Annotated in this window: 20 protein-coding genes and 1 pseudogene; 11 read left to right on the top strand and 10 right to left on the bottom strand. The window is 66.3% G+C overall.

Annotated features, from left to right (window positions below; translation table 11 throughout):
* Positions 1–36 precede the first annotated feature (36 nt).
* The 7 genes from IPL79_02250 to IPL79_02220 are packed head-to-tail and all read right to left on the bottom strand — an operon-like array spanning position 37 to position 8,282.
* On the bottom strand, positions 37–1,248 hold the full coding sequence (locus IPL79_02250; GenBank protein MBK9069821.1) for a threonine ammonia-lyase: 1,212 nt from the start codon (positions 1,246–1,248) through the stop codon (positions 37–39).
* A 31-nt stretch (positions 1,249–1,279) separates the two neighbouring features.
* Entirely contained in the window at positions 1,280–2,503 is a 1,224-nt protein-coding gene (locus IPL79_02245) for a hypothetical protein (GenBank protein MBK9069820.1), read from the bottom strand.
* Complete coding sequence (locus IPL79_02240) at positions 2,500–3,885, bottom strand: serine/threonine protein kinase (GenBank protein ID MBK9069819.1); 1,386 nt, start codon at positions 3,883–3,885, stop codon at positions 2,500–2,502. Before IPL79_02240 ends, IPL79_02245 begins: the two co-directional genes overlap by 4 nt.
* A gap of 59 nt (positions 3,886–3,944) precedes the next feature.
* Entirely contained in the window at positions 3,945–4,961 is a 1,017-nt protein-coding gene (locus tag IPL79_02235; GenBank protein ID MBK9069818.1) for an NAD(P)-dependent glycerol-3-phosphate dehydrogenase, read from the bottom strand.
* 13 nt (positions 4,962–4,974) lie between these two features.
* On the bottom strand, positions 4,975–5,559 hold the full coding sequence (locus IPL79_02230; GenBank protein ID MBK9069817.1) for a GGDEF domain-containing protein: 585 nt from the start codon (positions 5,557–5,559) through the stop codon (positions 4,975–4,977).
* Positions 5,560–5,571: 12 nt separating this feature from the next.
* Positions 5,572–6,021 carry a response regulator gene (locus IPL79_02225; protein MBK9069816.1) on the bottom strand — a complete coding sequence of 150 codons (450 nt, stop codon included), beginning with the start codon at positions 6,019–6,021 and terminating at the stop codon, positions 5,572–5,574.
* Positions 6,018–8,282, bottom strand: a complete 2,265-nt coding sequence (locus tag IPL79_02220; protein MBK9069815.1) for a HAMP domain-containing protein — start codon at positions 8,280–8,282, stop codon at positions 6,018–6,020. The genes IPL79_02225 and IPL79_02220 overlap by 4 nt, the downstream gene beginning before the upstream one ends.
* A 49-nt stretch (positions 8,283–8,331) precedes the next feature.
* Here IPL79_02220 and IPL79_02215 point away from each other — a divergent pair, with 49 nt between their 5' ends.
* The 6 genes from IPL79_02215 (at position 8,332) to IPL79_02190 (ending at position 14,348) form a co-directional block, all read left to right on the top strand.
* Complete coding sequence (locus IPL79_02215) at positions 8,332–9,219, top strand: UbiA prenyltransferase family protein (GenBank protein MBK9069814.1); 888 nt, start codon at positions 8,332–8,334, stop codon at positions 9,217–9,219.
* 73 nt (positions 9,220–9,292) lie between these two features.
* The gene (locus IPL79_02210) at positions 9,293–10,387 is read left to right on the top strand and encodes a type 2 isopentenyl-diphosphate Delta-isomerase (protein MBK9069813.1); all 1,095 of its coding nucleotides are present in this window, start codon (positions 9,293–9,295) and stop codon (positions 10,385–10,387) included.
* The gene (gene mvk / locus IPL79_02205) at positions 10,384–11,319 is read left to right on the top strand and encodes a mevalonate kinase (protein ID MBK9069812.1); all 936 of its coding nucleotides are present in this window, start codon (positions 10,384–10,386) and stop codon (positions 11,317–11,319) included. The genes IPL79_02210 and mvk overlap by 4 nt, the downstream gene beginning before the upstream one ends.
* On the top strand, positions 11,316–12,329 hold the full coding sequence (mvaD, locus tag IPL79_02200; protein MBK9069811.1) for a diphosphomevalonate decarboxylase: 1,014 nt from the start codon (positions 11,316–11,318) through the stop codon (positions 12,327–12,329). Before mvk ends, mvaD begins: the two co-directional genes overlap by 4 nt.
* Positions 12,326–13,312, top strand: a complete 987-nt coding sequence (locus IPL79_02195) for a hypothetical protein (protein ID MBK9069810.1) — start codon at positions 12,326–12,328, stop codon at positions 13,310–13,312. Before mvaD ends, IPL79_02195 begins: the two co-directional genes overlap by 4 nt.
* Before the next feature lie 64 nt (positions 13,313–13,376).
* A complete protein-coding gene (locus IPL79_02190) occupies positions 13,377–14,348 on the top strand; it encodes a squalene/phytoene synthase family protein (protein ID MBK9069809.1) in 972 nt (323 codons plus the stop codon).
* Positions 14,349–14,372: 24 nt separating this feature from the next.
* On the opposite strand, the gene IPL79_02185 is transcribed toward IPL79_02190, so the two are convergent.
* Together IPL79_02185 and IPL79_02180 are read right to left on the bottom strand one after the other, a co-directional pair.
* Positions 14,373–14,630 carry a hypothetical protein gene (locus IPL79_02185; GenBank protein MBK9069808.1) on the bottom strand — a complete coding sequence of 86 codons (258 nt, stop codon included), beginning with the start codon at positions 14,628–14,630 and terminating at the stop codon, positions 14,373–14,375.
* Positions 14,631–14,650: 20 nt separating this feature from the next.
* Positions 14,651–15,957, bottom strand: a pseudogene (locus tag IPL79_02180) (replication-associated recombination protein A).
* Between the two features lie 231 nt (positions 15,958–16,188).
* Between IPL79_02180 and IPL79_02175 the strand changes: the two are divergent.
* Complete coding sequence (locus tag IPL79_02175) at positions 16,189–16,731, top strand: hypothetical protein (protein ID MBK9069807.1); 543 nt, start codon at positions 16,189–16,191, stop codon at positions 16,729–16,731.
* A 28-nt stretch (positions 16,732–16,759) separates the two neighbouring features.
* Here IPL79_02175 and IPL79_02170 read toward each other — a convergent pair whose 3' ends face one another.
* A complete protein-coding gene (locus tag IPL79_02170) occupies positions 16,760–18,298 on the bottom strand; it encodes an ABC transporter substrate-binding protein (protein MBK9069806.1) in 1,539 nt (512 codons plus the stop codon).
* 14 nt (positions 18,299–18,312) lie between these two features.
* Between IPL79_02170 and dacB the strand changes: the two genes are divergently transcribed.
* From dacB to carB, 4 genes are all read left to right on the top strand, one after another.
* Complete coding sequence (dacB, locus tag IPL79_02165; GenBank protein MBK9069805.1) at positions 18,313–19,857, top strand: D-alanyl-D-alanine carboxypeptidase/D-alanyl-D-alanine-endopeptidase; 1,545 nt, start codon at positions 18,313–18,315, stop codon at positions 19,855–19,857.
* Positions 19,858–19,914: 57 nt separating this feature from the next.
* Positions 19,915–20,610: an SDR family oxidoreductase gene (locus IPL79_02160; protein MBK9069804.1), complete on the top strand. Its 696-nt coding sequence runs from the start codon at positions 19,915–19,917 to the stop codon at positions 20,608–20,610.
* A gap of 1 nt (position 20,611) precedes the next feature.
* Positions 20,612–21,256 (top strand): LON peptidase substrate-binding domain-containing protein, encoded by a 645-nt coding sequence (locus tag IPL79_02155; protein ID MBK9069803.1) that lies wholly within the window; start codon positions 20,612–20,614, stop codon positions 21,254–21,256.
* A gap of 103 nt (positions 21,257–21,359) precedes the next feature.
* Positions 21,360–24,623 (top strand): carbamoyl-phosphate synthase large subunit, encoded by a 3,264-nt coding sequence (gene carB, locus IPL79_02150; protein MBK9069802.1) that lies wholly within the window; start codon positions 21,360–21,362, stop codon positions 24,621–24,623.
* The last annotated feature ends 2 nt before the right edge of the window (positions 24,624–24,625 follow it).

Here is a 24,625-nt window from a genome sequence, read left to right as displayed (position 1 = left end):
CATGCGCGGTCGCGAAGGCGCGGGGGCCCCGGTCGCTTAGGATAATAAGCGGCGGTGCACATAGCCGGCGGCGGACAACGATGCTAGCAGCTCGGTGACATGCACGGGCCCGCGGGTCTCCAGCGTGACGTCGACCAAGGTATCGCCGAGATCCACGCCGAACGTGCGCTGGTGCATGACCTCGAGGACGCTGGCACGGGCCTGCGCAAACACGCCGAGCAGCGCATGCAGCGAGCCCGGGGCATCGTTGATGCGAATCTCAAGCTTCAGACGCCGGCCATCCTTGCCCAGGCCGCGTTCGATCACGCGCGCCAAGATGTTGACGTCGATGTTGCCGCCGCAGACCAGGAGCGCGGTCTTGCAACCCAACGGTAGCGACGTGCGCTGATTGACCGCCGCCGCGACTGCCACCGCGCCGGCGCCTTCGGCGACCGTCTTCTCGCGCTCGAGCAACAGCAGGATCGCGTTGGCGATTTCGTCTTCGCTCACCGTCACGATCTCATCGACATGGCTGGCGAGCACAGGCAACGTACGATCGCCGGTGCGCCGCACCGCGATGCCATCGGCGAGCGTTAGCGCCGGCGCGAGGGTGACGGGGGCGCCCGCGGACAGCGAGGCGCTCGCGCTCGGCACGCGCTGCGTCTGGACACCGATCACTTTGATCCCAGGGCGCTTGTGCTTGACGGCGATGGCAATGCCGGCGATGAGGCCACCGCCGCCCACCGGCACCACCACGGCCTCAAGCTCGGGCACCTGCTCGAGCAGCTCAAGGCCTACCGTCCCCTGCCCCGCAATAACCTCGTCATCGTCAAAGGCGTGGATGAACGTCAGGCCATCGCGCTGCTGTCGGGCTGAGGCCTCGGCAAAGGCGTCGTCGTAGCCAAACCCACGCAAAACCACCTCCGCGCCGTGTTCGCGCGTCGAGAGGATTTTGATCATCGGCGCGTTTTCGGGCATGACGATCGTCGCCTTTAGGCCCAGCCGCTTGGCGTGATAGGCAACGCTTTGGCCGTGATTTCCGGCCGAGGCCGCGATGACACCCCGCGCTCGCTCGGCGTCGCTAAGCTGCAACATCTTGTTGAGCGAGCCGCGATCTTTAAACGAACCCGTCGCTTGGAGGTTTTCGAGCTTAAGATACGCGGCCAGGCCCGTCAGGCGGGAGAAAGGTAGCGACTGCGTGCAGGGTGTAAACACCAGGTTGGCTGCCAGGCGCTGCCGCGCCGCAACAATGGCCTCAAAATCGATCATGAACACCTCGTGGCGAAGAGAAACATTTTAGTCATGGGCTGGCCTCCGATAAGGACGATGGCGCAGGGTCGCCCGCCGCCGCATCAGCCGGCACGCCGGCTGGCGCAACCTCGGGCGGCTTGGCGTCGATGGGCGGGCGGCGACGCAGCGGCATCACCGCGGGCAACAGCGGCACCACATCGCGCAGGCCCCTGGCGCCGCGCATGAGCAGCACGCCACCAAATTCAAGTTGCCCCCCGGCGAAGGTCGCGTCTATGACCAGCTCAAGCTCATCGAGCGACGCGCCGACGGCCTCGGCATTGATCGCCTCGATGCGATAGATGATGTCGCCCGCGACGCGCGTAAAGCGATTGCCATCCAGCCGCCACAACGACGCGACGTATTTTACGGCGTAGGCATCGCGCTCGCGCACCACCACGATCAGGTCGTCATGTCGCGCTGCCGTGCGCAGCGGCCCGGCCACCACGACGCCTTTGATCATCAAGCTTGCGTCGCGGCGCCACTTGCCATTGTCGACCACATATCTCGCCACCGCATCGTCGCCAATTAGCAGCGCATCGCCAACGTCCCCGAAGCAGGCGGCGACGACGCCCGACCTTGGCCCTGGGAGCGGCTCGATCGCCGCCAACGGCAGCGTGGCAGCCTGGCAGCCGGGGGCGTGCGCCGGCCGTGCCGGTGACGGGGCGGCGGCGGGCGGATGCAGCAACATGGCCGTCACGACGTCGGTCGGCTGCGTGCCTCCCGCAATGAACCGCAAGCTCGGCAGCGCCGGTAAAACGAACATGCGACGGTCTCGCACCACCGAGGCGTCGTGGTGGCCCTCGGCCGCCGCCATGATCTTTGCGACCGTCGTTGCGACGCCAAGGCCGGCCTCCGTGCGCGCAATATCGCGGCCTACGATTCCGATAAACTCGCTGTGTTCTTGGCCGCCGACGAGCAAGTTATTCTCCTCGATGCGCGCGACCCGGGTGTCGACGACGCGCGGCAACTTGAGCACGTTGAGCCGCGGCCCACCGGGCATGTCGGCCAAGATCGCTGCCATGGGTTCGCCAATCCGGTACGGCCCCACCGCCCCCTCGCTTACGGCATGCGGCGGCAGCGATCGTACCGACCCTTGTTTGTCGACGTGTCGTCGCGGAGGCGGCGGCGCGGCATCGGGCAGCGGCAAGACTTCGACGTCGCGACACCCACCGCTCGCGAGAGCCAAGAGCCCCGCGACCGCGACGATCCGCCCGCGCAACGTCGTGCCTTTCATACCATCCAGTACATCACGACCGCCAGCACCACGAGGCCCAGCAGCGCCAGAAACCACAAGGCGGCGCCTTGGCCAGTGCCCGCGCGCGCCTCATGGGCGTCGTCGGCGTCGACGATCGCCGCCGCCGCCGCCGCCTGCACCGCCAAAGGCACGCTGGCCCGGCGCGGCACCTCCGAGGTATCAATCGGCAGCTCGCCATGCGCGTCGCCACCGCTGCCAAGCAGGCTCGCGCTCGGGGGCGGCGTATGCAGCTGCTTCCACAAAGCTTCATCAATTCCCAGGGCGCGCGCCATCGACGCATCGGAGGGCCGTTGCTCATCCCAACTCGGCTCGGCGGCGGTCGCCGCGACGTCGTAGTCCAGCGCGGCCTCGGTATAGCCGAGCCCCGTCATGTACTCTGCGATCATGGTGTTGGTCACGGGCGACCCGCTGGCCGCAAGAAAATCCCCCAGCGCCTCCGCCAGCGCCGCCGAGCTGGCAAACCGATCGCTTGGCGCCAGCGCAAGCGCGCGCATGAGAATGTCCTGCAGCTCCTCAGGAAACTCAGGATCGATGTCGCGCGGCGGCGCGATTTTGCCTTCGGTGATGCGGGCGAAGACGTCGTCGGGCTGGCCACGGAAGAGGCGTCGCCCCACCGTCAATTCGTAGAGCACCACGGCCAGCGAAAACTGATCCGAGCGGTGATCCACGGCCTCGCGGCGCGCTTGCTCGGGCGACATGTAGCTCAATTTGCCCGGCAGCACGGTCGCCTCACCGGACTCCGAAAACCGATGCCGGGCGATACCGAAATCGATCACCTTAAGAAAGCCGCTCGCGGTCACCATGAGATTATTTGGCGAGATGTCGCAGTGGACGATGTCGAGTGCCGCGCCGAGCGCGCCCCCCGGCAGCGGCTGGCGAAACTCATGCACATGCGCCAGCGCGGAAGCCGCCTGGCGAATCAACTCGACCGCCATGCGAGGCGGCAAGAATTGGTCGAGCTCCAGGCCGCGCCGCGCAATGCGGCTGAGCTCCTCGCCGCGAATAAATTCCATGGCGATAAACGGCACGCCCTCGTCTTCCTCGACGTCGAACACTTGCACGATGTTGGGATGATTGAGCCACGACCCGATGCGCGCCTCATCGAGAAAGAGCGCGATGACTCGCGGATCGCCGAGGAACTTTTCGCGCAGGCGCCTGATCACCACGAGCTTCTCGAAGCCGCTGCGCGCGTATTGCAACGCCAAAAATAGCTCCGCCATGCCGCCGGCGGCGAGCGGTCGCAAGAGCCGATAGCGTGCGCCGAGCAATTTGGTAGCTGGCCAGGTCGCGGCGACCGCGTCGACCGCCTCGGCCATCGCAACAGGCGACGCAGCCCTCGGGGCATCTGGCTTGACCGTCATCGGAGCGTCGAACGTAGCAAGCGCGGGCGAGCGGCGCTACGCAATAACGGCCGTCAGCGCTAGGCGCGTTCGCTTTTGAGCGACCGCGTCAGCATGCGGGACATGGCCTCGGCGGGCGGCTGGCCGCCAAAGAGGATGCTATGCATCGCCTCTACGATGGGCGCATCGACGGCCAGCGACGCCGCTAGCGCATGCGCGACGGCCGTGGTCTTGACGCCCTCGGCGACCATGTTGCCAAGGCCGGTGGCCTGTGCCACCGGTTGCCCTTGGCCAAGCGCTAACCCAACCCGGCGGTTACGCGAGGCGTCGCCCGAACAGGTAAGCACCAAATCGCCCAGGCCCGACAACCCCGCAAACGTCAGCGGATCCGCCCCCCGTGCCACGCCGAGGCGCGCGATTTCAGCCAGGCCGCGCGTGATCAGCGCCGCGCGCGCATTTGAGCCCATGCTCAGGCCATCGGCGACCCCGACGGCGATCGCGATGACGTTCTTGAGCGCCCCGCCCAGGAGGACCCCGGCAACGTCGGTGCTGGTGTAAATGCGAAACGTCTCGGTTGACAGCGCATGCTGCGCCGCAATGGTAGTCGCCTCGTCGCGGCCCGCGAGCACGATGGCGCCCGGCAAGCGCGCAGCCAGCTCGCGCGCAAACGTTGGCCCCGAGAGGTAGGTCGCGCGCGCCGCGTGGGCCGGCGACAATACCTGCGCGAAGATGTCCTCGATCGTAAACAGCGTGCCTTCCTCGAGCCCCTTGGCGGCATTCACCACCACGGCGTGCGGCGCGAGCAGCGGCGAAATTTGTGAGAACATGGTGCGCACCGCATGCGATGGCGTCACCCCAAGCACAAAATCGGCTTGCGCGACGGCCGCGAGTTCGTGCGTCACTATCAACCCGTGCGGTAGCGCAAAACCGGGCAAATAGGCGCGATTTTCGCGCTCTGCCGCGAGCGCCTCGGCGAGCTCTCGCCGCCGACACCACAGCGTCACGCGATGCCCCGCGTGAGCGAGCAAGATGGCAAGGCAGCTGCCGTAGCTACCGGCGCCGAGTACAAAAATGTTGTTGGGTTGCGCGCTGGTCATTGTGCCTCGCTGGCTAGCCGCCAAACACCGCGACGCGATTTCGCCCGCCGTGCTTGGCTACATAAAGCGCCTTGTCCGCGGCTTCGACGACGCCGCGGGCCGTCGCCGCATCGTCGGGCACGCTGGCGAGCCCGATCGAGACCGTGATGGGACGTGCCATCGCCGCTTGGTCAGGCACCGATGGCGGCGGCAGATCGAGCACCATCTGGCGGATCCTCTCGGCCACCGCCGTTGCCGCGACCTTAGAGGTCTCGACCAAGACCACACCGAATTCCTCGCCGCCAATGCGACCGACAAGATCGTTGGCGCGCCGGCCATCGCGCAGGACCTTGGCCATCCGGCGCAGGACGTCATCACCGCACGGATGGCCAAAATCGTCGTTGTAGGCCTTAAAGTGATCGACATCGATCATCAGAAACGTCAACGGCATGCCATTGCGGCCGCAGCGCTCGACCTCCAGCACTAGACGCTCATGAAAATGGCGGTAGTTATAAAGCCCCGTCAGGCCGTCGGTGACCGCGAGTTCGGCGAGCTGGTCATTAGCCGCGGCGAGGGCCTGCGTGCGTTCAAAGACGCGGTCCTCTAGGCTGCGATTCATCTCGAGCAACGCCTAATTCTTGGTGCGCAATTGCTCGACTAACGCGCGGTTCTCGCGCGCCAGGCGAAATTGCCGCAGCAAGCTATCCACGGCGAGCAGCAAGGCCGCCTCGTCCCACGGCTTGCTCATGTAATAGTTGAGGCGCGCGGTGTTAATCGCTTCGACGACCGCCTCCAGGCCTGCCTGTCCGGTGAGCAATACCTTCATGGCGTCGGGCCAGCGTTCATGCACGATGCCGAGCAGCTTGCTGCCGACCATGCCGGGCATCATCTGATCGGCAATGACGACGGCGATCGTGTCGCCATCGGCCGCGACCTCCTCCAGCAGCTCAAGGGCCGCGGCCGCCGAGGCCGCGGTTTCGATGGTGCACTCATGGCCAAACCGCCGGCGCAGCTGCTCTTCGAGGACGGTGAGCACGCCCTCCTCGTCGTCAACGCAGATGATGGTGTCGCGAGCGCTCATGTTGGGGTGGGCGTAACTGGCAGGGTCACGGTAAAGATAGTCTGGCCCGGCCGTGATTGGCAATCAATGGCGCCGTGATGCCGCTGCACGATGTTGCGCACAATGCCGAGCCCCAGGCCGGTCCCCTGCCCTTTGGGCTTGGTGGTAAAGAACGGCTCAAAAATGCGCGGCATCACGTCGGGCGCGATGCCGGGCCCGTCGTCGGCGATCGCGACCCGCACGGCGTCGCCTTCGCGTTCGGTGGTAATGCGCAGCGTGCCTTGTCCGGCGAGGGCGAAGGCGGCGTTTTGGATAAGGTTGGTCCAGATCTGGTTGAGCTCGTCGGCCAACCCAGCGATCGGCGGCAGGTCCGGCGCAAACGCGCGCTCGACGGTGATGCCGCGCAAGGCGAAGTCGAGCAGCATAAGCGTCGAGTCGATCCCCGCATGCAGGTCGACCGTGGCGCCGGCTGGGCCGATGTGCGAGGACTGGTCGATATGTGAATATGTCTTAAGGCCGCTCCCGATATGCATGACTCGCCCGATGGCCCCGTGAATGATGCGGGCGCTGCGTAGGGCGCGCGTGTACGCGACCAAGGCGCGAAGGGCGGCACGCAGCAAGGTCGGGTTGTCGCCGGTTAGTTGCGTGATCTTTTCGATTTGGTGATTCTCGATGCCCAGGCGCGCCAGCTCGGCGGTGTCGATTTGGAGCGCGAGCAAGCGCGCATTGTGGGTCTGCGACATGACCTTGGCCAGACGCCGCGCCGAAACGCCCGAGGGCGTCGATTGCTCGCTAACCTGGCGGGCCGTCGCCTCGATCCACGCAAACACCGCGAGCCGCTGCGAGGTGGTAATCCCCTCGCCGAGCAGGGCCGAGGCGACCTCGCCAAGCTGGGTGATCACCTCCGACAGCGTGTCGGCGGCGCCGCGAATCGCCGCGGTTGGGCTATTGATTTCGTGCGCGACGCCCGCGACCAACACGCCGAGCCCCGCCATGCGTTCTGAATGCACCAGTTGCGTCTGCGCCTGCCGCAGTTCGGTCATCGCGAGCGCGAGATCCGCATTGGCGCGCGACAGCTCACGGGTGCGATCCTTGACCTTTTGCTCCTGCTCGCGGCTTGCCTCCAGCAATGAGGCCGTCATCTGCGCAAAGGCGCGGGCGAGGTCGCCAATCTCACCGCGTGCGCTGGTGTGAAGCTTAACGCTCAGATCGCCGCGCGCGACCGCCAAGGCGCCATCGCGCAACCGCACGATGGGTCGTTCCAGCCACCGCGACAGCAGCGCGGCCAAGAGCAAGGCGAGCACCAAACCTAGCCCCGCCGCCAACGCCAGCGAACGAAAGGCCACCGCCTGCGCCTGCACCAGCGGCGTGCGATCGACCGCGACGCCAAAATATCCGACCACCTGGCCTTCGTCGCTAAATACCGCGCGCCAGCCGATATGAAACGGCATGGGGCCGACGGCCTGGTCGGCGATGATGCGCTCACCGCGCACCAGGGGCGCGATGGATCGCGCCGAAGGCACGCGAGGCGGAGGGCTGGCGTCGCGCGCAAACGTGCTGCGCAGGGTTGGCCACGCCCATTGGCCCGTGGTCGGCGCGCTGACCAGCAAGACCTCGGTGCCTAGCCACGCCTTGATCGTCTCCGCGACCATTTCGTCGAGCGGCACCGACAACACGACGAGACCAACCGTACGGCGGTTTATGTCGACGATCGGCGCGACCGCCTGCGCGACCACAAGATCACCTTGCGTCACCAACGCCACGCGCCGATGCCAACGCGCTTCATCAATGCCCGGCCTAAGCTCCGCCATCATCGGCGATCGCAACGGCGCAAAGCGGGACGGCTCTCCGCCGACGACTTCGCGATACACCAAGGCGCCGCTGGCGTTATAGAACTCCACCAAGGCTGCGGGCAGTTCTTCGTGCAACCCAACCACCGCCGCACGCAACTCAAAGGGCGCATCGATGGCGTCGCTGGTCGCTCCGCTCGCGATGAGGCCCGCGCCTGAACCCAGATCCTCAAGCCACCGCCCAAGCAAATTCATGCCAACATCGAGCTGGCCGCCAACATTGCGATGTTGGCCGCGCTCGAGGCTGCGCAGCACGACGGTGACGCCGCTGGTCGCAATGATCAGCATCGGCAGCAGCGCCGCAAACACCAACGTGAGCGCCAGGCGATAGCGCAGGCGAAACCGCACGCGGTCGCGCAGGCGCGCCAACATGGCGCCGAGACGACGCCCATGCTGCACCAGAGCGTGCGCCGTTGTGCGAAATGGTTGCATCGCGCCGCCACTATACCGCACCCCCGCGCAATTCTGGTAGCGTGCGCCCATGGCAGCCGCGACGTGGGCCCGCGCAATGCGTCTTCACCAATGGGTGAAAAACGCGTTCGTGCTCGCGCCGCTGGTGTTTGCGGGGCATCTAACGATGGCGCGCGATGCCGCCGCGGCCGCCGTTGCGGCGCTGGCATTTTGTCTCGCCTCAAGCGCGGTCTATATCCTCAACGACACGCTCGACGTGGCGGCCGACCGCTTGCACCCAAGCAAGCGCTTGCGCCCGATCGCGTCCGGCGCGCTGCCCCTTGCCAGCGCCAGACGCGGCGCCGCGCTGCTCGCGCTCGCCGGCCTCGCCTTGGCGGCTATCGTCGCCCCGGGCTGCGCGCTTATGGTCGGCGGCTATCTGCTGCTGGGCGCCGCGTATTCATGGCGGCTCAAGCATCTCGCGCTCGTCGATGCGTTGGTGATCGCACTCGGCTTTCTCTTGCGCGTGCTCGCTGGCGGCTTTGCCGCCGGCGTTGCGGTATCGCCGTGGTTGCTTGGCTGCACCGGCCTGCTGGCGATGTTGCTCGGCCTGGGCAAGCGCGCCCATGAGTTGGCGTGGAGCTCGCAGGTAGACGCCGCGCGCCAACCGACCGCCACTCGCGCCGCGTTGTCCGGCTACAACCTCACCTATCTGCGGTGGAGCCTATGGGGCCTGGGCGCGATCACCACGGGCGTTTATGCCCTCTACACGCGCGCGGCGACGACGGTGGCGTTGTTTGGCACCACCGACTTGGTGTGGACCATTCCCTTGCCCGCGCTCGGCATGGGCCGCTTTGTTTGGCTGGCGCTTAACGACGCCTCGCCGGCCAGCCCCACCGAAACGATGTTAAAGGACCCGTGGATGCGCGCGTGCGTCGCGGTCTGGGTCGCCAGCACGCTCGCCGTGGTCTACTGGTAACGAGCCGGGTGGTTGCGCGCGGCCGCGCCGGCGCTTGCGAACGAAGCGCGCGCTTCCGTGCTACAACCCGCACATGAGCCTTGTGCCGCCTGCGAGCGACCTACAAGCGATCGCGGCGCGCAAGGCGGATCATTTGCGACTCGCCACCACGCCCGCCTCACAATTTTCACAGGTCACCACCATGCTCGAGCACGTGCGCCTGGTGCATCAGGCGCTGCCGGAACTCAACTTAGGCGAGGTTGAATTGACGACTTCGGTGGGCGGCTTGGCTTTGGCCGTGCCGATCGTCATCACCGGCATGACGGGCGGGGCGCCGCAGTCAGCGGAAATAAATCGCGACCTCGCGCGGCTGGCGGTGCGGGTCGGGGCGGCGTTTGGCGTCGGCTCGCAGCGCGCCATGGCCGAGCACCCGGAGCTGACCTCGACGTACGCGGTGCGCGACGCAGCGCCGGATGTCGTGCTGCTGGGCAATCTCGGCGTCATGCAGGCGATGGCCATGGGGCCGACCGCCGTGCGCGAATTGGCGGCGCGCATCGGCGCCAATGCCATGGCCATTCACCTCAATGCAGCGCAAGAGTTGGCGCAAGATCGCGGCGATACCGCGTTTCGCGGCGCCGTGGCAACGATCGGCCATCTCGTCGATACGCTCGGTATCCCCGTCATCGTCAAGGAAACGGGGTGCGGCATCGCCCCGCGCCTCGCTGATGAATTGACCGCGCTGGGCGTCGCCGCGATCGACGTCGCGGGCGCGGGTGGTACGAGCTGGGTCGCTGTCGAGGCGCAGCGCGCGACGGATGAAGGCCGCGCCGCGACCGGCGAACAGCTACGCGAATGGGGCATCCCAACCGCCGTGACCACCGCCATTTGCGCCCGCCGCGCGGTCGACGTGATCGCCTCCGGCGGCATTCGCGGCGGGCTCGATGTCGCGCGCGCGTTGGCGCTTGGCGCCCGGGCGTGCGGCGTCGCGGGGCCGGTGCTTGCAGCGTGGCAGCGCGGCGGCTACGATGAAGCCGCGCGGTGGCTCGCCGCGCTCATCGCGAGCACCCGCGCCACGATGCTGCTTGCCGGCGCGCGCAACGTGGCCGCCATGAAAACCGTGCCGCGATACCTCGAGCCCGCGCTCGCCTCGTATATCGCCGCGCTCGACCCGGCCTCGACCACGCCATGAGCAGCGCTGCGCAGGCGGGGCAAGGCCGCGGCTTTGGCAAGGTCATCTTGCTTGGCGAACATGCCGTGGTTTATGGCTATGCGGCGCTGGTCGCGGGCATCGCGCAAGGCGTCGCGTTGCATGCAAGGCCGCAAGCGGAGGCGGTGACCGTGCATATTGCACGTTGGGGCCTTGGGCCGCGCGATGTGCCCGCCGCCGTGATCGACGCGACGCGCGCGATCATTGCGGCGTTTGGCTGGACTGGCGCGACAGTAACCGGTGACGCTAGCGTGCCTGCCGGCGCGGGGCTCGGCTCGTCGGCGGCGTATTGCGTCGCGCTCGCGCGCGCCTGCGCGGCTCACGATCGTGTTGAATTTGTGCCTGACGAAATCATCGCCATCGCGTCGCGTGGCGAAGCCTCATTTCATGGCACGCCAAGTGGCGTCGACGTCGCCGCGGCCACCTATGGCCAGCTCGGCACATTTCGCAAAGGTGAAGGGTTTAGGCCGCTCGCGGCAATGGCGGCCAACGGCGCCGCTACCATGGTGCCGCCGCTGGTCGTCGGCATGTCAGGCATCGCGCGCGCCACGGCGACCATGATCGAGCGCGTCGCCGCCCGCGCTGCGAGCGCGGAGGGCATGGCACACGTTCAGCGCCTCGGCGCGCTCGCAACCACCGGGATCCAAGCTCTTGCCCGCGGGCACCTGCCGGACCTCGGCGCCGCGATGTTTGCCGCGCACGAGACGCTCGCGATACTTAACGTGTCGCATCCTGCGCTTGACGCCATGGTGCAGGCCGCTCATCACCGCGGCGCGCTTGGCGCCAAGCTCACGGGTGCGGGCGGCGGCGGCAGTGCGATCGCGCTGGCACCCGGGCGCGAAGATGAGATCGCAGCCACGTGGCAGCAAATGGGGTATAGCACCATGATGGTCACCTTGGGAGCGACGCCGTGACTGCGCAGGCCACGGCCGTCGCGCACGCAAATATTGCGCTCGTGAAATACTGGGGCAAGCGCGACGCCTCGCTCAACTTGCCGGCAACCGGCAGCATCTCGCTGACGCTTGATGCGCTGATGACGACCACGACGGTGCGTTTGGAAGAACACCAGAGCACCGACGCGATGACGCTAGGCAGCCGCGCCGCGTCGCCCAAAGAACTCGCCGGCATCGCGCCGTGCTTGCAAGCCTTGCGCGCGGTGTCGGCCGCCACGCCTGCCAGCGCCCATATGCGGACATGGGGCGCGCAGATCGAAACGCAAAACAATTTTCCCACCGCCGCGGGCCTCGCCTCATCGGCCTCGGGGTATGCGGCGCTGGTCACCGCTGCGGCCGCTGCGCTGGCGCTGCCGCTCTCGCCCGCGCAGCGCTCGGCCATCGCGCGCCTTGGCTCGGGCTCCGCCGCGCGCTCGATCTTTGGTGGGCTGGTGCGTCTGCACGCCGGCACGCGTGCCGACGGCGCCGATTGTTTTGCGGAGCCGATGGCCAATCAGGCGTTTGCAGCGACGCTCGCGATGGTCATCGTCGAGGTCGGGGGCGACGGCGCCAAGGCGCATGCCTCGCGCGATGCGATGGAGCATTGTCGCCTCACCTCGCCGTACTATCGCGCGTGGGTCGACGCAGCGCAGGCCGACTTGGCCACCGCCGATGCCGCGATCGCGGCCAGCGACTTGCCTGCGCTTGGTGAACTCGCCGAAGCCAACGCGCTGGCTATGCACGCCGCAGCCATCGCTTCGCGTCCGGCCATCATCTATTGGCAACCGACGACGCTAACGGTGATGCGCGAGGTCCAGGAGCTTAGGCGCCGCGGCCTGCACGCATGGGCGACGATGGACGCTGGTCCGCACGTCAAGGTCTTGACAATACCAAGCGAGGCCGCGCGCATTGCGGCAGGGCTAGAAGGTATCCCCGGCGTATCACGCGTCACCATCAGCGGCCCCGGTGGTGAGGCGAGGGTGACGCCATGAGCGCATCGGGCGATGCGATCATTTGCGCCAGCGCGCCAGGGAAAGTCGTTATTGCCGGCGAATACGCGGTGACGCGTGGCGGCCCGGGGCTGGTGGCCGTCGTCAATCGCCGCGCAACGGCGCGCGCGCTGAAGGCAAGCGACGCGCCGCTGCAGCTTGACGATCGGTTTGTGCGCGCCGCCCTCGCCGTGCTCAGCGCCGAGTTTGGTGAAGCCAGCGCCGCGGTCATCGCCGCGCGCGCCACGCGCGTCGACACCAGGGCGTTCTATCAAGGCGACGAAAAGCTCGGCCTGGGCGCCAGCGCCGCCACCGTCGTCGCGCTCATCGCGCGCGCCGTGGCATGTCATGCGTCGCAGGCATTCGCCAACGACGCGCCGACGACGCAGCGTATTTTCGCGCTCGCCGCGCGCGCGCATGCCGAGGAGCAACGCAGCGCCGGTGCGAGCGGCAGCGGCATTGACGTCGCTGCCGCCTGCATTGGCGGATTTGCCGCCTTTGTCCAAGGCGTAGCCTCGCCGCTGCCAGCCCCGAGCGTCGCGTGGGTGGCGTTTTATACCGGCCACGGCGCCAGCACGCCGGCACTGTTGGCGGGCGTCGCGCGCGCCGAGCAGGCCGCGCCCGGGCCGGTGCAAGATGCGCTGCTCTCGCTTGCCAAGGCCGCCGGCGCCGCCATCGAGGCCTGTCGCGACGGTGACGCCGATGCCCTCATCGGCAGCCTTGGCTACGGCCATCTCGCGATGCACCAGCTCGCGCACGCCACTGCGCTGCCGTTGGTGCCACCCATCGTAGATCGCGTCGCGGCACTGGCGAGCGCACTTGGCGGCACCGCCAAGACAACGGGCGCCGGCGGCGGCGACGTCGCGCTTGCCGTGGTGCCCATCGCGCAAGGGCAAGCGCTCGAGGCCGCCATGATCGCCGCAGGCGCCGAGGTCCTACCGCTCACATTAGGCGGCGCTGGCGTGCATGTTGCGATCGAGCCATAATTCCACGGCCCAGCGGCGGTTAGCCAGGTTTGCCTTTCCCCTAGGCGCGCGGTACACCTGACGCGTGAAGTCCGCGTCGCAAGCCGCCCCCTCGACCGCCAAGGTCGTCGCCCTGCCCTTGGTGGCCCCGGCGCCCAGTGGCATGTCGCTGCCAGCGAGCTACCGCTACTGCGAGAGCCTGTGCCGCAGCAAGCACAATAACTATCCCATCGCGTCTTTTTTCGCGCGCTCGACCCTGCGCGACCACATCTACGCCGCGTTTGCCTTCGCCCGCATTGCCGACAACTACGCTGACGAGCCCATGTACGAGGGGCAGCGCGCCCGCGCCCTCGACGAGTGGGAGGGCATGCTGACGAATACGTATTTTCGCCGCGTCCCCGACCACCCAGTTTTTGTTGCCCTAGCCGATACGATCAAGCGATATCAACTTCCGATCACCGAGTTTCGTCAACTGCTCGCCGGCATTCGCGCCGACCTCGACACCACCAGCTATGCCACCAGCGACGAGCTGGTGCGCCACTGCAAGCAGGTCGCCGCGCCGCTCGGTCATATCTTTCTCTATATCGCCGGGTACAGCCAGCCGCACCAGCTGGCATATGCCGACGACCTGGCGTGCGCGCTGGCGTTCACCCGCATGTTACAGCAACTCGACGCCGACCTCGCGCGCGGTCGGCAATACCTGCCGAGCGAAGACTTGCGCCACTTCGGCGTTACGCCGGCAGATTTACAAACCCGGCGCACCTCACCCGCGGCCGATGCCTTGATTCGCTTCGAGGTCGCCCGCGCGCGCGCGTGGCTGATGCGCGCCCGCCCCTTGGTCGATAGCGTTGGCCCCGACATCGCGGTCGAGCTCGCGCTCATGTGGCACGGCGCTGACCGCATGCTCAGCAAAATCGAACGCGCCGGCAGCGCGGTCCTGACCACGCAGCCTCGGCTGAGTCGCCTCGACAAGGCCATCGCGCTCGGCCACGCGATTGCATGGCGGGGCTCATCTCTTACGCCTCGAGCCGTTTCGCTCGCGAAGCGATTTATCTAGTGCCCTGGCGCTAGCTGGCGGCAGCTACGAGAGCCGCAGCCACTCTTCTTGCGCGAAGCGAATCTTTTTTTCCATGCTCGCTGGGAAACACTTGAGCACGTACGCCGTCGACTGCTGCACCAGCTCTCGGTCGAGGTCCTTGGGGACTTCGAGGTTGCCATCTTCTTGATGCGGGCTGATGCGCAGGCGCACCACTTCAGTGAGCCGCAGGACGTGCAAGCGATTCATGAAAAGCGCGTGCGCAATGCCCAAAAATACCTCTTCGGTAGCGGGGTCAAACATTGCGACGTCGGTACCACACCTTATTTGCGGCGTCGAGACTCAAGTTCTTGCTCGAACCCGTTTTGGTGGGCGTGAACGACGATCTGGGCGCCTTCCAGGGCCTGGGGCATGTAGCTTTCGGCGACGTAGGCCCCGGCAAAATCGTGCGGATACTGGTAGCCAGCCCCGTGCCCAAGCACCTTGGCCACCGTCGACGAGGCGTTACGCAGCTTTGGCGGCACCGGCAGCTGGCCGTGTTCCTTCATCAGCCGGCGCGCATTGGCGTACGCGGTCAAGGCCGTATTTGATTTGGGGGCGAGCGCGAGGTAGATCGCGGCCTGCGTCAGCGCAAAGCTCGCCTCGGGCATCCCGAGAAATTCAAAGGCGCGCTGCGCATTGGTTGCCACGGCCAGGGCCTGGGGATCCGCATTGCCGACGTCCTCTGAGGCAAAGATGACCATGCGTCGCACGACAAACCGTGGCTCTTGCCCCGCCTCCAGCATGCGCACCATCCAATACACCGCCGCGTCCGCATCCGAACCGCGCAGGCTCTTGATGAAGGCGCTGGCGAGCGCGTAGTGCTGATCGCCGCGGCGATCATGCCCCCACACGGAGCCTTCCGCGGCAGCTTGCACGTCCGCCTGTTCGATGGTGCCTTGCCCCCTCGACGTCGCACGTTCGGCCGCGATCTCGAGCAGCCCCAAGCAGCGCCGCGCGTCGCCGCTTGCCGCCAGCACCAAGGCCGCGGCCCCGTCATCGGCAAGCGCTAGCGCCTGCGCGCCCAGCCCGCGCTGCGCATCGCTGAGCGCCCGCATCGCGATGTTGCGCAAGGCCTCATCATCGTGCGGCTCAAAGCGCAACAGCAAGCATCGCGACAGCAACGCCGCGGTGAGCGCGAACGAAGGATTTTCGGTGGTGGCGCCGCACAAGATAAACACGCCGCGCTCGACGTGCGGCAATAGCGCATCCTGCCCCGTCTTGGAGAAGCGATGAATCTCATCGACAAAGAGCAGGGTTTGCCGACCGTAGTGACTGCGCTGTAACTCCGCCTCGGCGGCGACCTCGCGCAACTCCTTGACGCCGCTTTGCACCGCCGACAAAACCACCGCGCGCGCCCCGCCGCATCGGCGAGCAAAAGCGCAAACGTCGTCTTGCCTGTGCCTGGCGGCCCGTACAAAATCATCGAGGGTGGCATGTGGCCCGCCGCCAACCGCTCGACGATCCGAGGGCCCCCAATGATGGCGCTCGCGTTGACCATCTCGGCCAGCGTGCGCGGCCGCATCCGTTCGGCCAAGGGCTGCCCGAGCCGGCTTTGCGCGGCGGCGTGGGCAAACAGCGACTCGGTCATTTTGCCACCCTACCTCACACCCACCGTGTGACAAATACATCAGCGTGGTGAGCGTTACCCCGGGAGGCTACTCATCAGCTACGTGCCTGCGACAAGTTGGGCGCCGCGCGTATTCGGTAACTTGCGCCGCTAACCGCCGCCAAAGCCCATGGGGTCCCCCAGCCTTTGGCACGATGTTCAGGGATCGGCTCGGCTTCGCGGCTTGGCACCAGGTTTGCTTTAGTTTCTGTCATGAACCTCCTCGACCTCGTCTTTCACTACCGTCAGCTGCTCGCCAAGAGCCGCGCCGCTTTAGGCTTGACTTGGGACGAAATCGACCTTGTCGGTCAGGTTGAGGGTCTGTTTGCGGCGCCGGGCCTTGATGGCCGCCAATTTCGCCGCCAGACGGTTTGCATGCCCGCCACCATGCGCGGCGACGGCCTGCGCGATCCAATTGCCATTTCCGAGTTGTCACCGGGCGGCCTCATTTGCCATGCCGCGCCGTATGTCAGCATCGGCGACGCGCTTGAAATCATCATCGAAATCGCCATGGCACATCCGGACGAACCCCGACCGGCGACCACCTCGCTGACGTTTCCGCGCGCCACCTCCGAAAACGAAGCGGCGCCAGGCACGCAACTTCGCTCGTATCGTTTCGCCGCGGTGGTGGTATGGCTGCGCGAAGATGCCGATGACGCGTTCACCGTTGGGCTCGCCTTCATGGGGATTCCCGTGGTCGTCAACTACGTTGCGGGCGAAAAGTTTCTCCTCGACCAGCAGCGCTCCGCGGCGTAAGGCCAGGACGGTGCGCCAACGCGCGGGCTCACGGCTTAGCCGCGACCGTGAGGCCGCCAAACCGCGCATTGGCTGAGAGCTCGTAGCCCTGCAGCGTGATGTTGCGCACCGCGATGTTATCTTCATGCCATAGCGGGACGACCGGCACATCCTGCGCGAAGATCGCCTGGGCCTGGCGATAGAGGTCGAGGCGCTTGCCGCGGTCGAGCTCGCGCCGCCCCGCCTCGCACAAGGCATCGAACGCGGGATTGGCGTAAAACCACCGATTGGTCCCATTCGGGTTGGTCTTGCTCGGCGCCTGCGCGCTGTGGAAATAGATATAGAGATAATCAGGGTCGGTAATTTCCGAGGTCTGCATCGACGCGAGCTGGTAGTTGCCTTGCTTGACGTCGGCGAACATGGTCGCGAATTCAAACGCGCGCACCTCGACGGCAATGCCGACGGCGCCAAGCTGCGCCGCGATCACGCGCGCGATCGCGACGCGAAACTGGTCCGAGCTGGTCTTGTAGACAAGCGACAGCCTAGGCAACGGGCCCTCGCCGTCGGGGTCCGGGTAGCCGGCCTCATCGAGCAGCGCCTTCGCGCGCGCCACGTCATAGGCATAGGTCGCGACGTCGCCAAAATAGGACCAATGCGTCGGCGCGATGAGCCCGGTCGCGAGCACCGCCCGGCCGCCAAACTTGGCGGCAATGATGCCCGGGCGGTCGACGGCGTGGGCGATGGCACGTCGTACGCGCACGTTGCCGAGCGCCGCGTCGCGATGGTTCATCATGAGATAGGTCAAGATGACGCTGGGCGCGGTCTCGATGACGAGCCGCGGTCGCTTGGCCAAATCGTCGAGCAGATCGACTTGGATGGCGTTTTGCACCAAATCGGCGGCGCCACCGGCCATCATCAAGGCGCGCGCGGGTTGGGCGGTGACAAAGCGCATCTCGATCTTGGGCGTGCGCGGCGGCACCCCATCAAAATACGGATTCACGACGAGCCGCGCGCGCTGCGGCGTGAGGTCTTGCAGGACATACGGTCCCGCACCAACGACGCGCCCACCGGCGAACTGGCCCTTGGCGTCGGCGGCCGCACGCGACACAATGCCGACCTCAAGATCGGACCACAACGTGGCGAGCGGCGCCTGCAGCGTAAAGCGGACCACCCGCGCATCCACGGCGGTGACGTCGACAAATTTTTCGCGCGTCGCCGTCGTCAGCGAGCTATCGCTGCCCGGCGCGATGATCGATTGGTACGTGAACGCGACGTCATCGGCAGTTAGCGGCGTGCCGGTGGAGAAACGCAGGCCCGGTCGCAGCGTCACCCACGCCTCCGTCGGCGATCGCATCTCAATGGCGGCGGCGAGATCTAGCGTGGGCTCGAGCGAGAGGGGGTCGAGCGTCGTCAGCCCGCGCGTCACCAAGCGCGAAAGTTTTTGATCGTACGCATTGGACGTGTAGCGCCCATCGGCCGTCTTCATCGCCTTTTCGACGAGCATGACGATCGTGTCATCCGCCGTCTGTCGCACCTTGCGTTCGCACGCCCCGGCAAGCGCCGCAAGGCCCACCAGGCAGGCAAGCATGGTAGGCTGACCGGGTGCGAACCTACCAGGCCTGGGCGTTTGTTGCGGGGTTGTCGGCAATCGCGACAAGTATGATCGCAACCGCGTCCAGGCGGCAAGCGCCGGGGCCAGCTGTTGCGGCCGCCGAAGCGCCCACGCAGGGCGCGCCGCCGCCGCATTTCTTGACCGACAAGCAGGCGTGGATCACCGCGCACATCGATGCGCGCATTGCAGCCACCCCGAGCCTGGCACAGGCACGCATCGCGGTATTTGCGCAGCGGCTTGCCGACGGGGCCATCCTGTATCAGCGCGATGGCGACGCGCCATACAATCTCGCGTCTAATGCCAAGCTGATCACCGCCGTCACGGCACTCACCGTGCTCGGCCCAAGCTATCGCTTCACCACCGCGGTCTACGCCAAGGGCTACCATGCTGGCGCGGGCACCATTGAGGCCTTGTTCTTGCGCGGCGGCGGCGACCCGACGCTGACCGAGGATGACTTATCAGCGCTGGCCAAGGCGCTAGCGGCCCGAGGTGTGCGCACCGTGCGTCAGGTGTATTGGGACGACGGCATGTTCGATGACGTCGGCGATCCGCCGCGCTTTGACGACGCGCCCGAGGAGCGCGCCCCGTTTCGCGCCTCGACCTCGGCGCTTTCGGTCAACGGCAACGTTGTCCGCGTCGAGGCCCTTGCAGGCAACGGTGGCAGCGCCGCCATTGAGGTGCATCCGCCCACCCTCGGCGCGATCAAGGTGAAGGCCGCCGCCATCGTCGTTGGCGACGATCGCCGCAGCGCCATGATGATGTGGGCGCGGCCACAGCGCGGCAAGGACGGCGCCATGATCACAGAAATCGAAGTCCGCGGCTCGATGGCGCGCCGCGATGGCGTGATTTCACAACGCCGTCGCCTGGAGTCGCCGGCGCGCGTCGCCGCCGAATGCTTCGTCTATTACCTGCGCAAGCAGGGCATCAAGGCCGCTGCCCCCGCCGGGCGACGGATCGCGCCCCCCGCGCTCACGTTGGTGGCGGCACATACGAGCGCCCCACTCGCTCAAATTCTCGGCGCGGTCGGCAAGCACTCCAACAATTTTGTCGCCGAAATGATTTTCAAGGCCACGGGCGCGGTGGGCGCTGGCGCCTCGGGGGCAACCTGGGGCGATGCCCAGCGCGCCGCCACCAACATGCTCGCCTCGCTCGGCATTGATACCGCGTCGGTGCGCCTCGAAAACGGCTCGGGTCTCTATGATGCCTCCGCGGTTTCAGCGGCGCAACTCGTCGCGGTCATCGCGGCCGGCATGCGATCCTGGCGCCTGCAACCCGAATTTATCGCCTCGCTCGCCATCGGCGGCCATGATGGTACGCTCGCCAGCCGCTACTACGACATGCCGGTGCGTGGCTATGTCCGCGGCAAAACCGGCACGCTCGATCGAGTGTCGACGTTGGCGGGCATCATCGGCACCAACACCCTGGACCCTATTGCGTTTGCCATCTTTGTCAATGACATGCCCATCGCCGCGAAGGCCGACGCGCGGCAACTCCAAGATGAAATCGTGGCGGCCCTTTTTTCGGGCTTGCGCTAAGCACGTCGACCCGCCGTAGCTGCTTTCCTTTAGCGCATTAGGTGCTAGGATCGCCCGATGACGCTCGCCGGAAAGATCGCCGTGGTTACCGGCGCCAGCCGCGGCATTGGTCGGAGCACCGCGCTAGCCCTGGCGGGACGCGGCGCCCAGGTGGCGTTATGGGCGCGCCGCAAGGACGACTTGTTGGCGGTGGCCAAGGAAATCAGTGACCGCGGCGGCAAGGCCATCGCGGTGGTCTGCGACGTCAGCAGCAGTGATGCCGTGGCCCAAGCCGCGTTGGCCACGCATCAGCAGCTCGGCCCGGTTGATATATTGGTCAACAATGCTGGCGCCGTGATGCGCGGCGCGACGCATGAAGTGACCGACGCACAGTGGCGCGCAATGTTCGCCGCCAATGTCGACGGCGCGTTTTACTGTTATCGCGCGCTCGCCGTTGATCTGCGACGCGCCGGCAGTCGAATTATTTCGGTCGCATCTATCGCGGGCCGAGAAGGCACGCCGATGCTGGCGGCGTACTGTGCCGCCAAGCACGCCCTCGTCGGCTTTACGCGGGCGCTGGCCGAGGAACTGCGCGTCGTCGGCGTAAGCGTCAACGCCGTATGTCCAGGCAGCGTCGATACGGCCATGCTGCGCGAGGGCCTGCCGGAGGCCAAACCCGCCATGTCGCCGGACGATATTGCGCGCACCATCGAATTTCTCGCCGCCGACGCGCCCGCCGCGCTGACCGGCGCCTGCCTTGACGTCTGGGGCTAACATGAGCGAGGTACCCGCGGAGCTGCCGATTTTCCCGCTGGGGGGCGTCGTCTTATTGCCCGGCGGTTTATTGCCGCTGCACATTTTTGAGCCGCGATATCGCGCCATGATCGCCGCCTGCCTCGCGGGCGATCGCATGCTCGGCATCGCGCGGCTGCGACCTGGTTTTGAGGCGAGCTACGAGGGTCGGCCGCCGGTGGTGCCTATTTGCGGCATCGGGCGCATCGTCGCCTGTGAAGAGCTAGCCGATGGCCGTTACAACATCTTGGTCCAGGGCGTGGCGCGCGCCGTCATCAACCGCGAGCAGCCGCCTGCCCAGCCCTACCGCGTGGCGTGCGTTAGCGCCGTCGCAGATGCCGTCTATGATGCAACGGCCATGCAGGCCCGGTGCGACGAGTTCTTGGAAATCTGCCACCGCATGAAACCGCATCTCGGTGAGAGCGGCGACGCGCTGTGCGGCATCGTCGCCAGCTGCGCCGATCCGCGCGAGTGCCTCGACATGGTCGCCTCGGCGCTCATCCGCGATCCCGACGTCCGCCAGACGCTGCTCGAGACCCTCTGTCCTCTCGCCAGGGCCACGGTCGCGTCTGGCTATGTATCCCAGCTCTTGGCACAGCTGCAGCACGAAGCCGACGACGTCAATTAGCTCGATTTTTGCCCCATGCGCAGCCCGGCGTCACGCCGGCCGCCGCGGCAACCATGCCTGCGGAACGCTAGAGATCTAGCACGCCGTCCGGTAGAGTCCGGCCATGCCACGCCGCGCCGATTTACGCTCCATTCTCATCATCGGATCAGGCCCCATTGTCATCGGCCAGGCCTGCGAGTTTGACTATTCGGGCACCCAGGCGTGCAAGGCGCTGCGCGCCGAGGGCCTGCGCGTCATTTTGGTAAATTCCAACCCGGCCACCATCATGACCGACCCCGAGTTAGCCGACGCCACGTATGTCGAGCCGCTCACCGTGGCGGTGCTCGACAAGATTCTCGAGAAAGAGCGGCCGGACGCGGTGCTCCCGACGCTCGGCGGCCAGACCGCGCTCAACCTCGCGCTCGAGCTGCACAAGCAAGGCATTCTTGCCAAGCACGGCACGGAGCTGCTCGGCGCCTCGGTCAAATCCATCGAGATGGCGGAAGACCGCGCGCTGTTTAAAGAGGCCATGGCGCGCATTGGCCTCGCCTCGCCGCGCTCGTATCTGGTGAACTCCGTCGCCGAGGCGCGGGCCTGCATCGACGACATCGGTTTTCCCGCGATCCTGCGGCCGTCGTTTACGCTGGGCGGTTCGGGTGGCGGCATTGCCTACAACACCAAAGAATTCGACCGCATGGTCCAATTCGGACTCGACCAAAGCCCGGTCAGCCAAATCCTCATCGAAGAGTCAGTCCTCGGCTGGAAAGAATTCGAGCTCGAGGTGGTGCGCGACAAAAACGATAATACCGTCATCGTGTGTTCGATCGAAAACCTCGACCCGATGGGCGTACACACCGGCGACTCCATCACCGTGGCGCCGGCCATGACGCTGACCGACAAGGAATACCAACGCATGCGCGACGCCTCGATCGCCGTCATGCGCGAGATTGGCGTCACCACCGGCGGCTCCAATGTGCAGTTTGCCGTCGATCCAAAAACCGGTCGCCAATTGGTCATCGAGATGAACCCACGCGTTTCGCGTTCGAGTGCGCTGGCGTCTAAGGCGACGGGCTTTCCAATTGCCAAGATCGCCGCCAAGCTCGCCATTGGCTACACCCTCGACGAGCTCACCAACGACATCACCAAGGTCACGCCGGCGTCGTTTGAGCCGTCGATCGACTACGTCGTGGTCAAGATGCCGCGCTTTGCCTTTGAAAAATTTCCTGCCGCCACCGCCGTGCTCGGTCCGCAGATGAAATCCGTCGGCGAGGCGATGTCGATCGGTCGCACGTTTCGCGAGGCGCTCGGCAAGGCAATTCGCTCGATGGAAACCGGTCGCGCGGGGTTTGACCTGCCGACGGCGTCGCACAACGACGACCTCGGCGAGCTATCGCGCGCCATCGCCATCGCCGGCCCCGATCGGCTGCTGCTGCTTGGCCGCGCCTTTTACCTCGGCATGACCGTGGAGCGCGCGCATGAGCTGACCCGCATCGACCCGTGGTTCTTGGTGCAAATTCAGCAAATGGCGCTGGGCGAGCGCGCCGTCGCCGAGGCCGGCAGCCTGGAAGCCATCGCCCCAAGCCTGCGCGCGCTCAAGGCGCACGGCACCAGCGATCGCCGCATCGCCGCCTTGCTCGGCATCACCGAGGCCGCCGTGCGTGGCAAGCGCCACGAGCTCGGCATTCGACCGGTTTACAAACGCGTCGACACCTGCGCCGCCGAGTTCGCCGCGCACACGCCCTACATGTATTCGACGTATGAAGAGGAATGCGAGGCAAAGCCAAGCAGCCGCCCCAAGGTCATCATTTTGGGCGGCGGCCCCAACCGCATCGGCCAGGGCATTGAGTTCGACTATTGCTGCGTCCACGCCGCGATGGCGCTGGGCGAGCTCGGCGTTGAGTCGATCATGATCAACTGCAACCCCGAAACGGTATCGACCGACTACGACACCTCTGATCGCTTGTACTTCGAGCCGCTCACCCTGGAAGACGTGCTGGAGATTTGCCATCTCGAAAAACCCACCGGCGTCATCGTGCAGTTTGGCGGCCAAACGCCGCTCAAGCTCGCGGTGGCCTTGGCCGAGGCCGGCGTGCCGATTCTTGGCACCAGCGCCGATGCCATCGATCGCGCCGAAGACCGCGAGCGTTTTGGCGAGGTAATGGCAAAGCTGGCGCTGCGTGCGCCGGCGTGGGGCATTGCGCGCAGCCTAGACGAGGCGCGCGCCGCGGCGACGGCGATTGGCTTTCCGGTGATGGTACGCCCATCCTATGTGCTGGGCGGTCGCGCCATGGAGCGAGTCTACGACGCGCGCGGCCTCGAGTCGTATTTTGAACGCGTGCTGGGCGCCGGCACCCATGCCGCGACCACCGGCGCGGCCGACCGCGCCGGCGAGGCGCTTGGCGGAACGATTGGCTTTCCGCTGCTCATTGACCAATTTCTCGCTGACGCCGTCGAGCTCGATGTCGACGTGGTCGCCGACAAGACTGGCGCCGTGATCGTCGGCGGCGTGATGGAACACATCGAAGAGGCCGGCATCCATTCCGGCGACTCGGCGTGCGCGCTGCCGCCGTATTCGCTCGGGGCCGATATCATCGCCATCGTCAAGCAGCAGGCGTGTGCGCTCGCGGTGGAGCTGGGCGTGGTGGGCCTCATGAACGTACAATTCGCAGTGCACGACGGCACCGTCTACATTCTAGAGGTCAACCCGCGCGCCTCGCGCACCATCCCGTTTGTCTCCAAGGCCATCGGCGCGCCGCTGGCCAAGATCGCGGTTAAGGTCATGTGGGGCAAGACGCTAGCCGAGCTAGGCGTCCGCGAAATCACCCCGCAGCACGTCTCGGTCAAGGAAGTCGTCTTTCCGTTCGTCAAATTCGACGGCGTCGACACCCTGCTCGGGCCCGAGATGCGCTCGACCGGCGAGGTGATGGGCATCGACGTCGACTTTCCGCGCGCCTTTGCCAAGTCGCAGCTGGCGGCCGGTTCGCCGCTGCCGACCAGCGGCTGCGCCTTCTTATCGGTGCGCGATCAAGACAAGCCGACGCTGGTGGACCTGGCACGGCGCCTGCGCGCCATGGGCTTTACGCTGGTCGCCACCGCCGGCTGCGCGCAAGTCATTAGCAATGCCGGCATCGAGGTGCGCCCCATTAACAAGGTCCTCGAGGGCCGCCCGCACTGCGTCGACGCGATGAACAACGACGAGATCCAATTTGTCATCAACACCACCGAGGGCACCCAGGCCATCACGGATTCGCAATCGCTGCGCCGTACCGCCCTGCTCAATCAAATTCCGTACTTCACCACCATCCGCGGCGCCGAGGCCGCGGTGGCCGCCATGGAGGCTTCTGGCCGCCACGACTTGCAGGTGAAAAGCCTTCAGATGTACCAATAGGC

The sequence above is a fragment of the Myxococcales bacterium genome (assembly GCA_016716835.1).
Classification (GTDB): domain Bacteria; phylum Myxococcota_A; class Polyangia; order Haliangiales; family Haliangiaceae; genus JADJUW01.
Note: the sequence above shows the minus strand (reverse complement) of the source record. Positions and strands in the feature narration are given on the sequence as shown.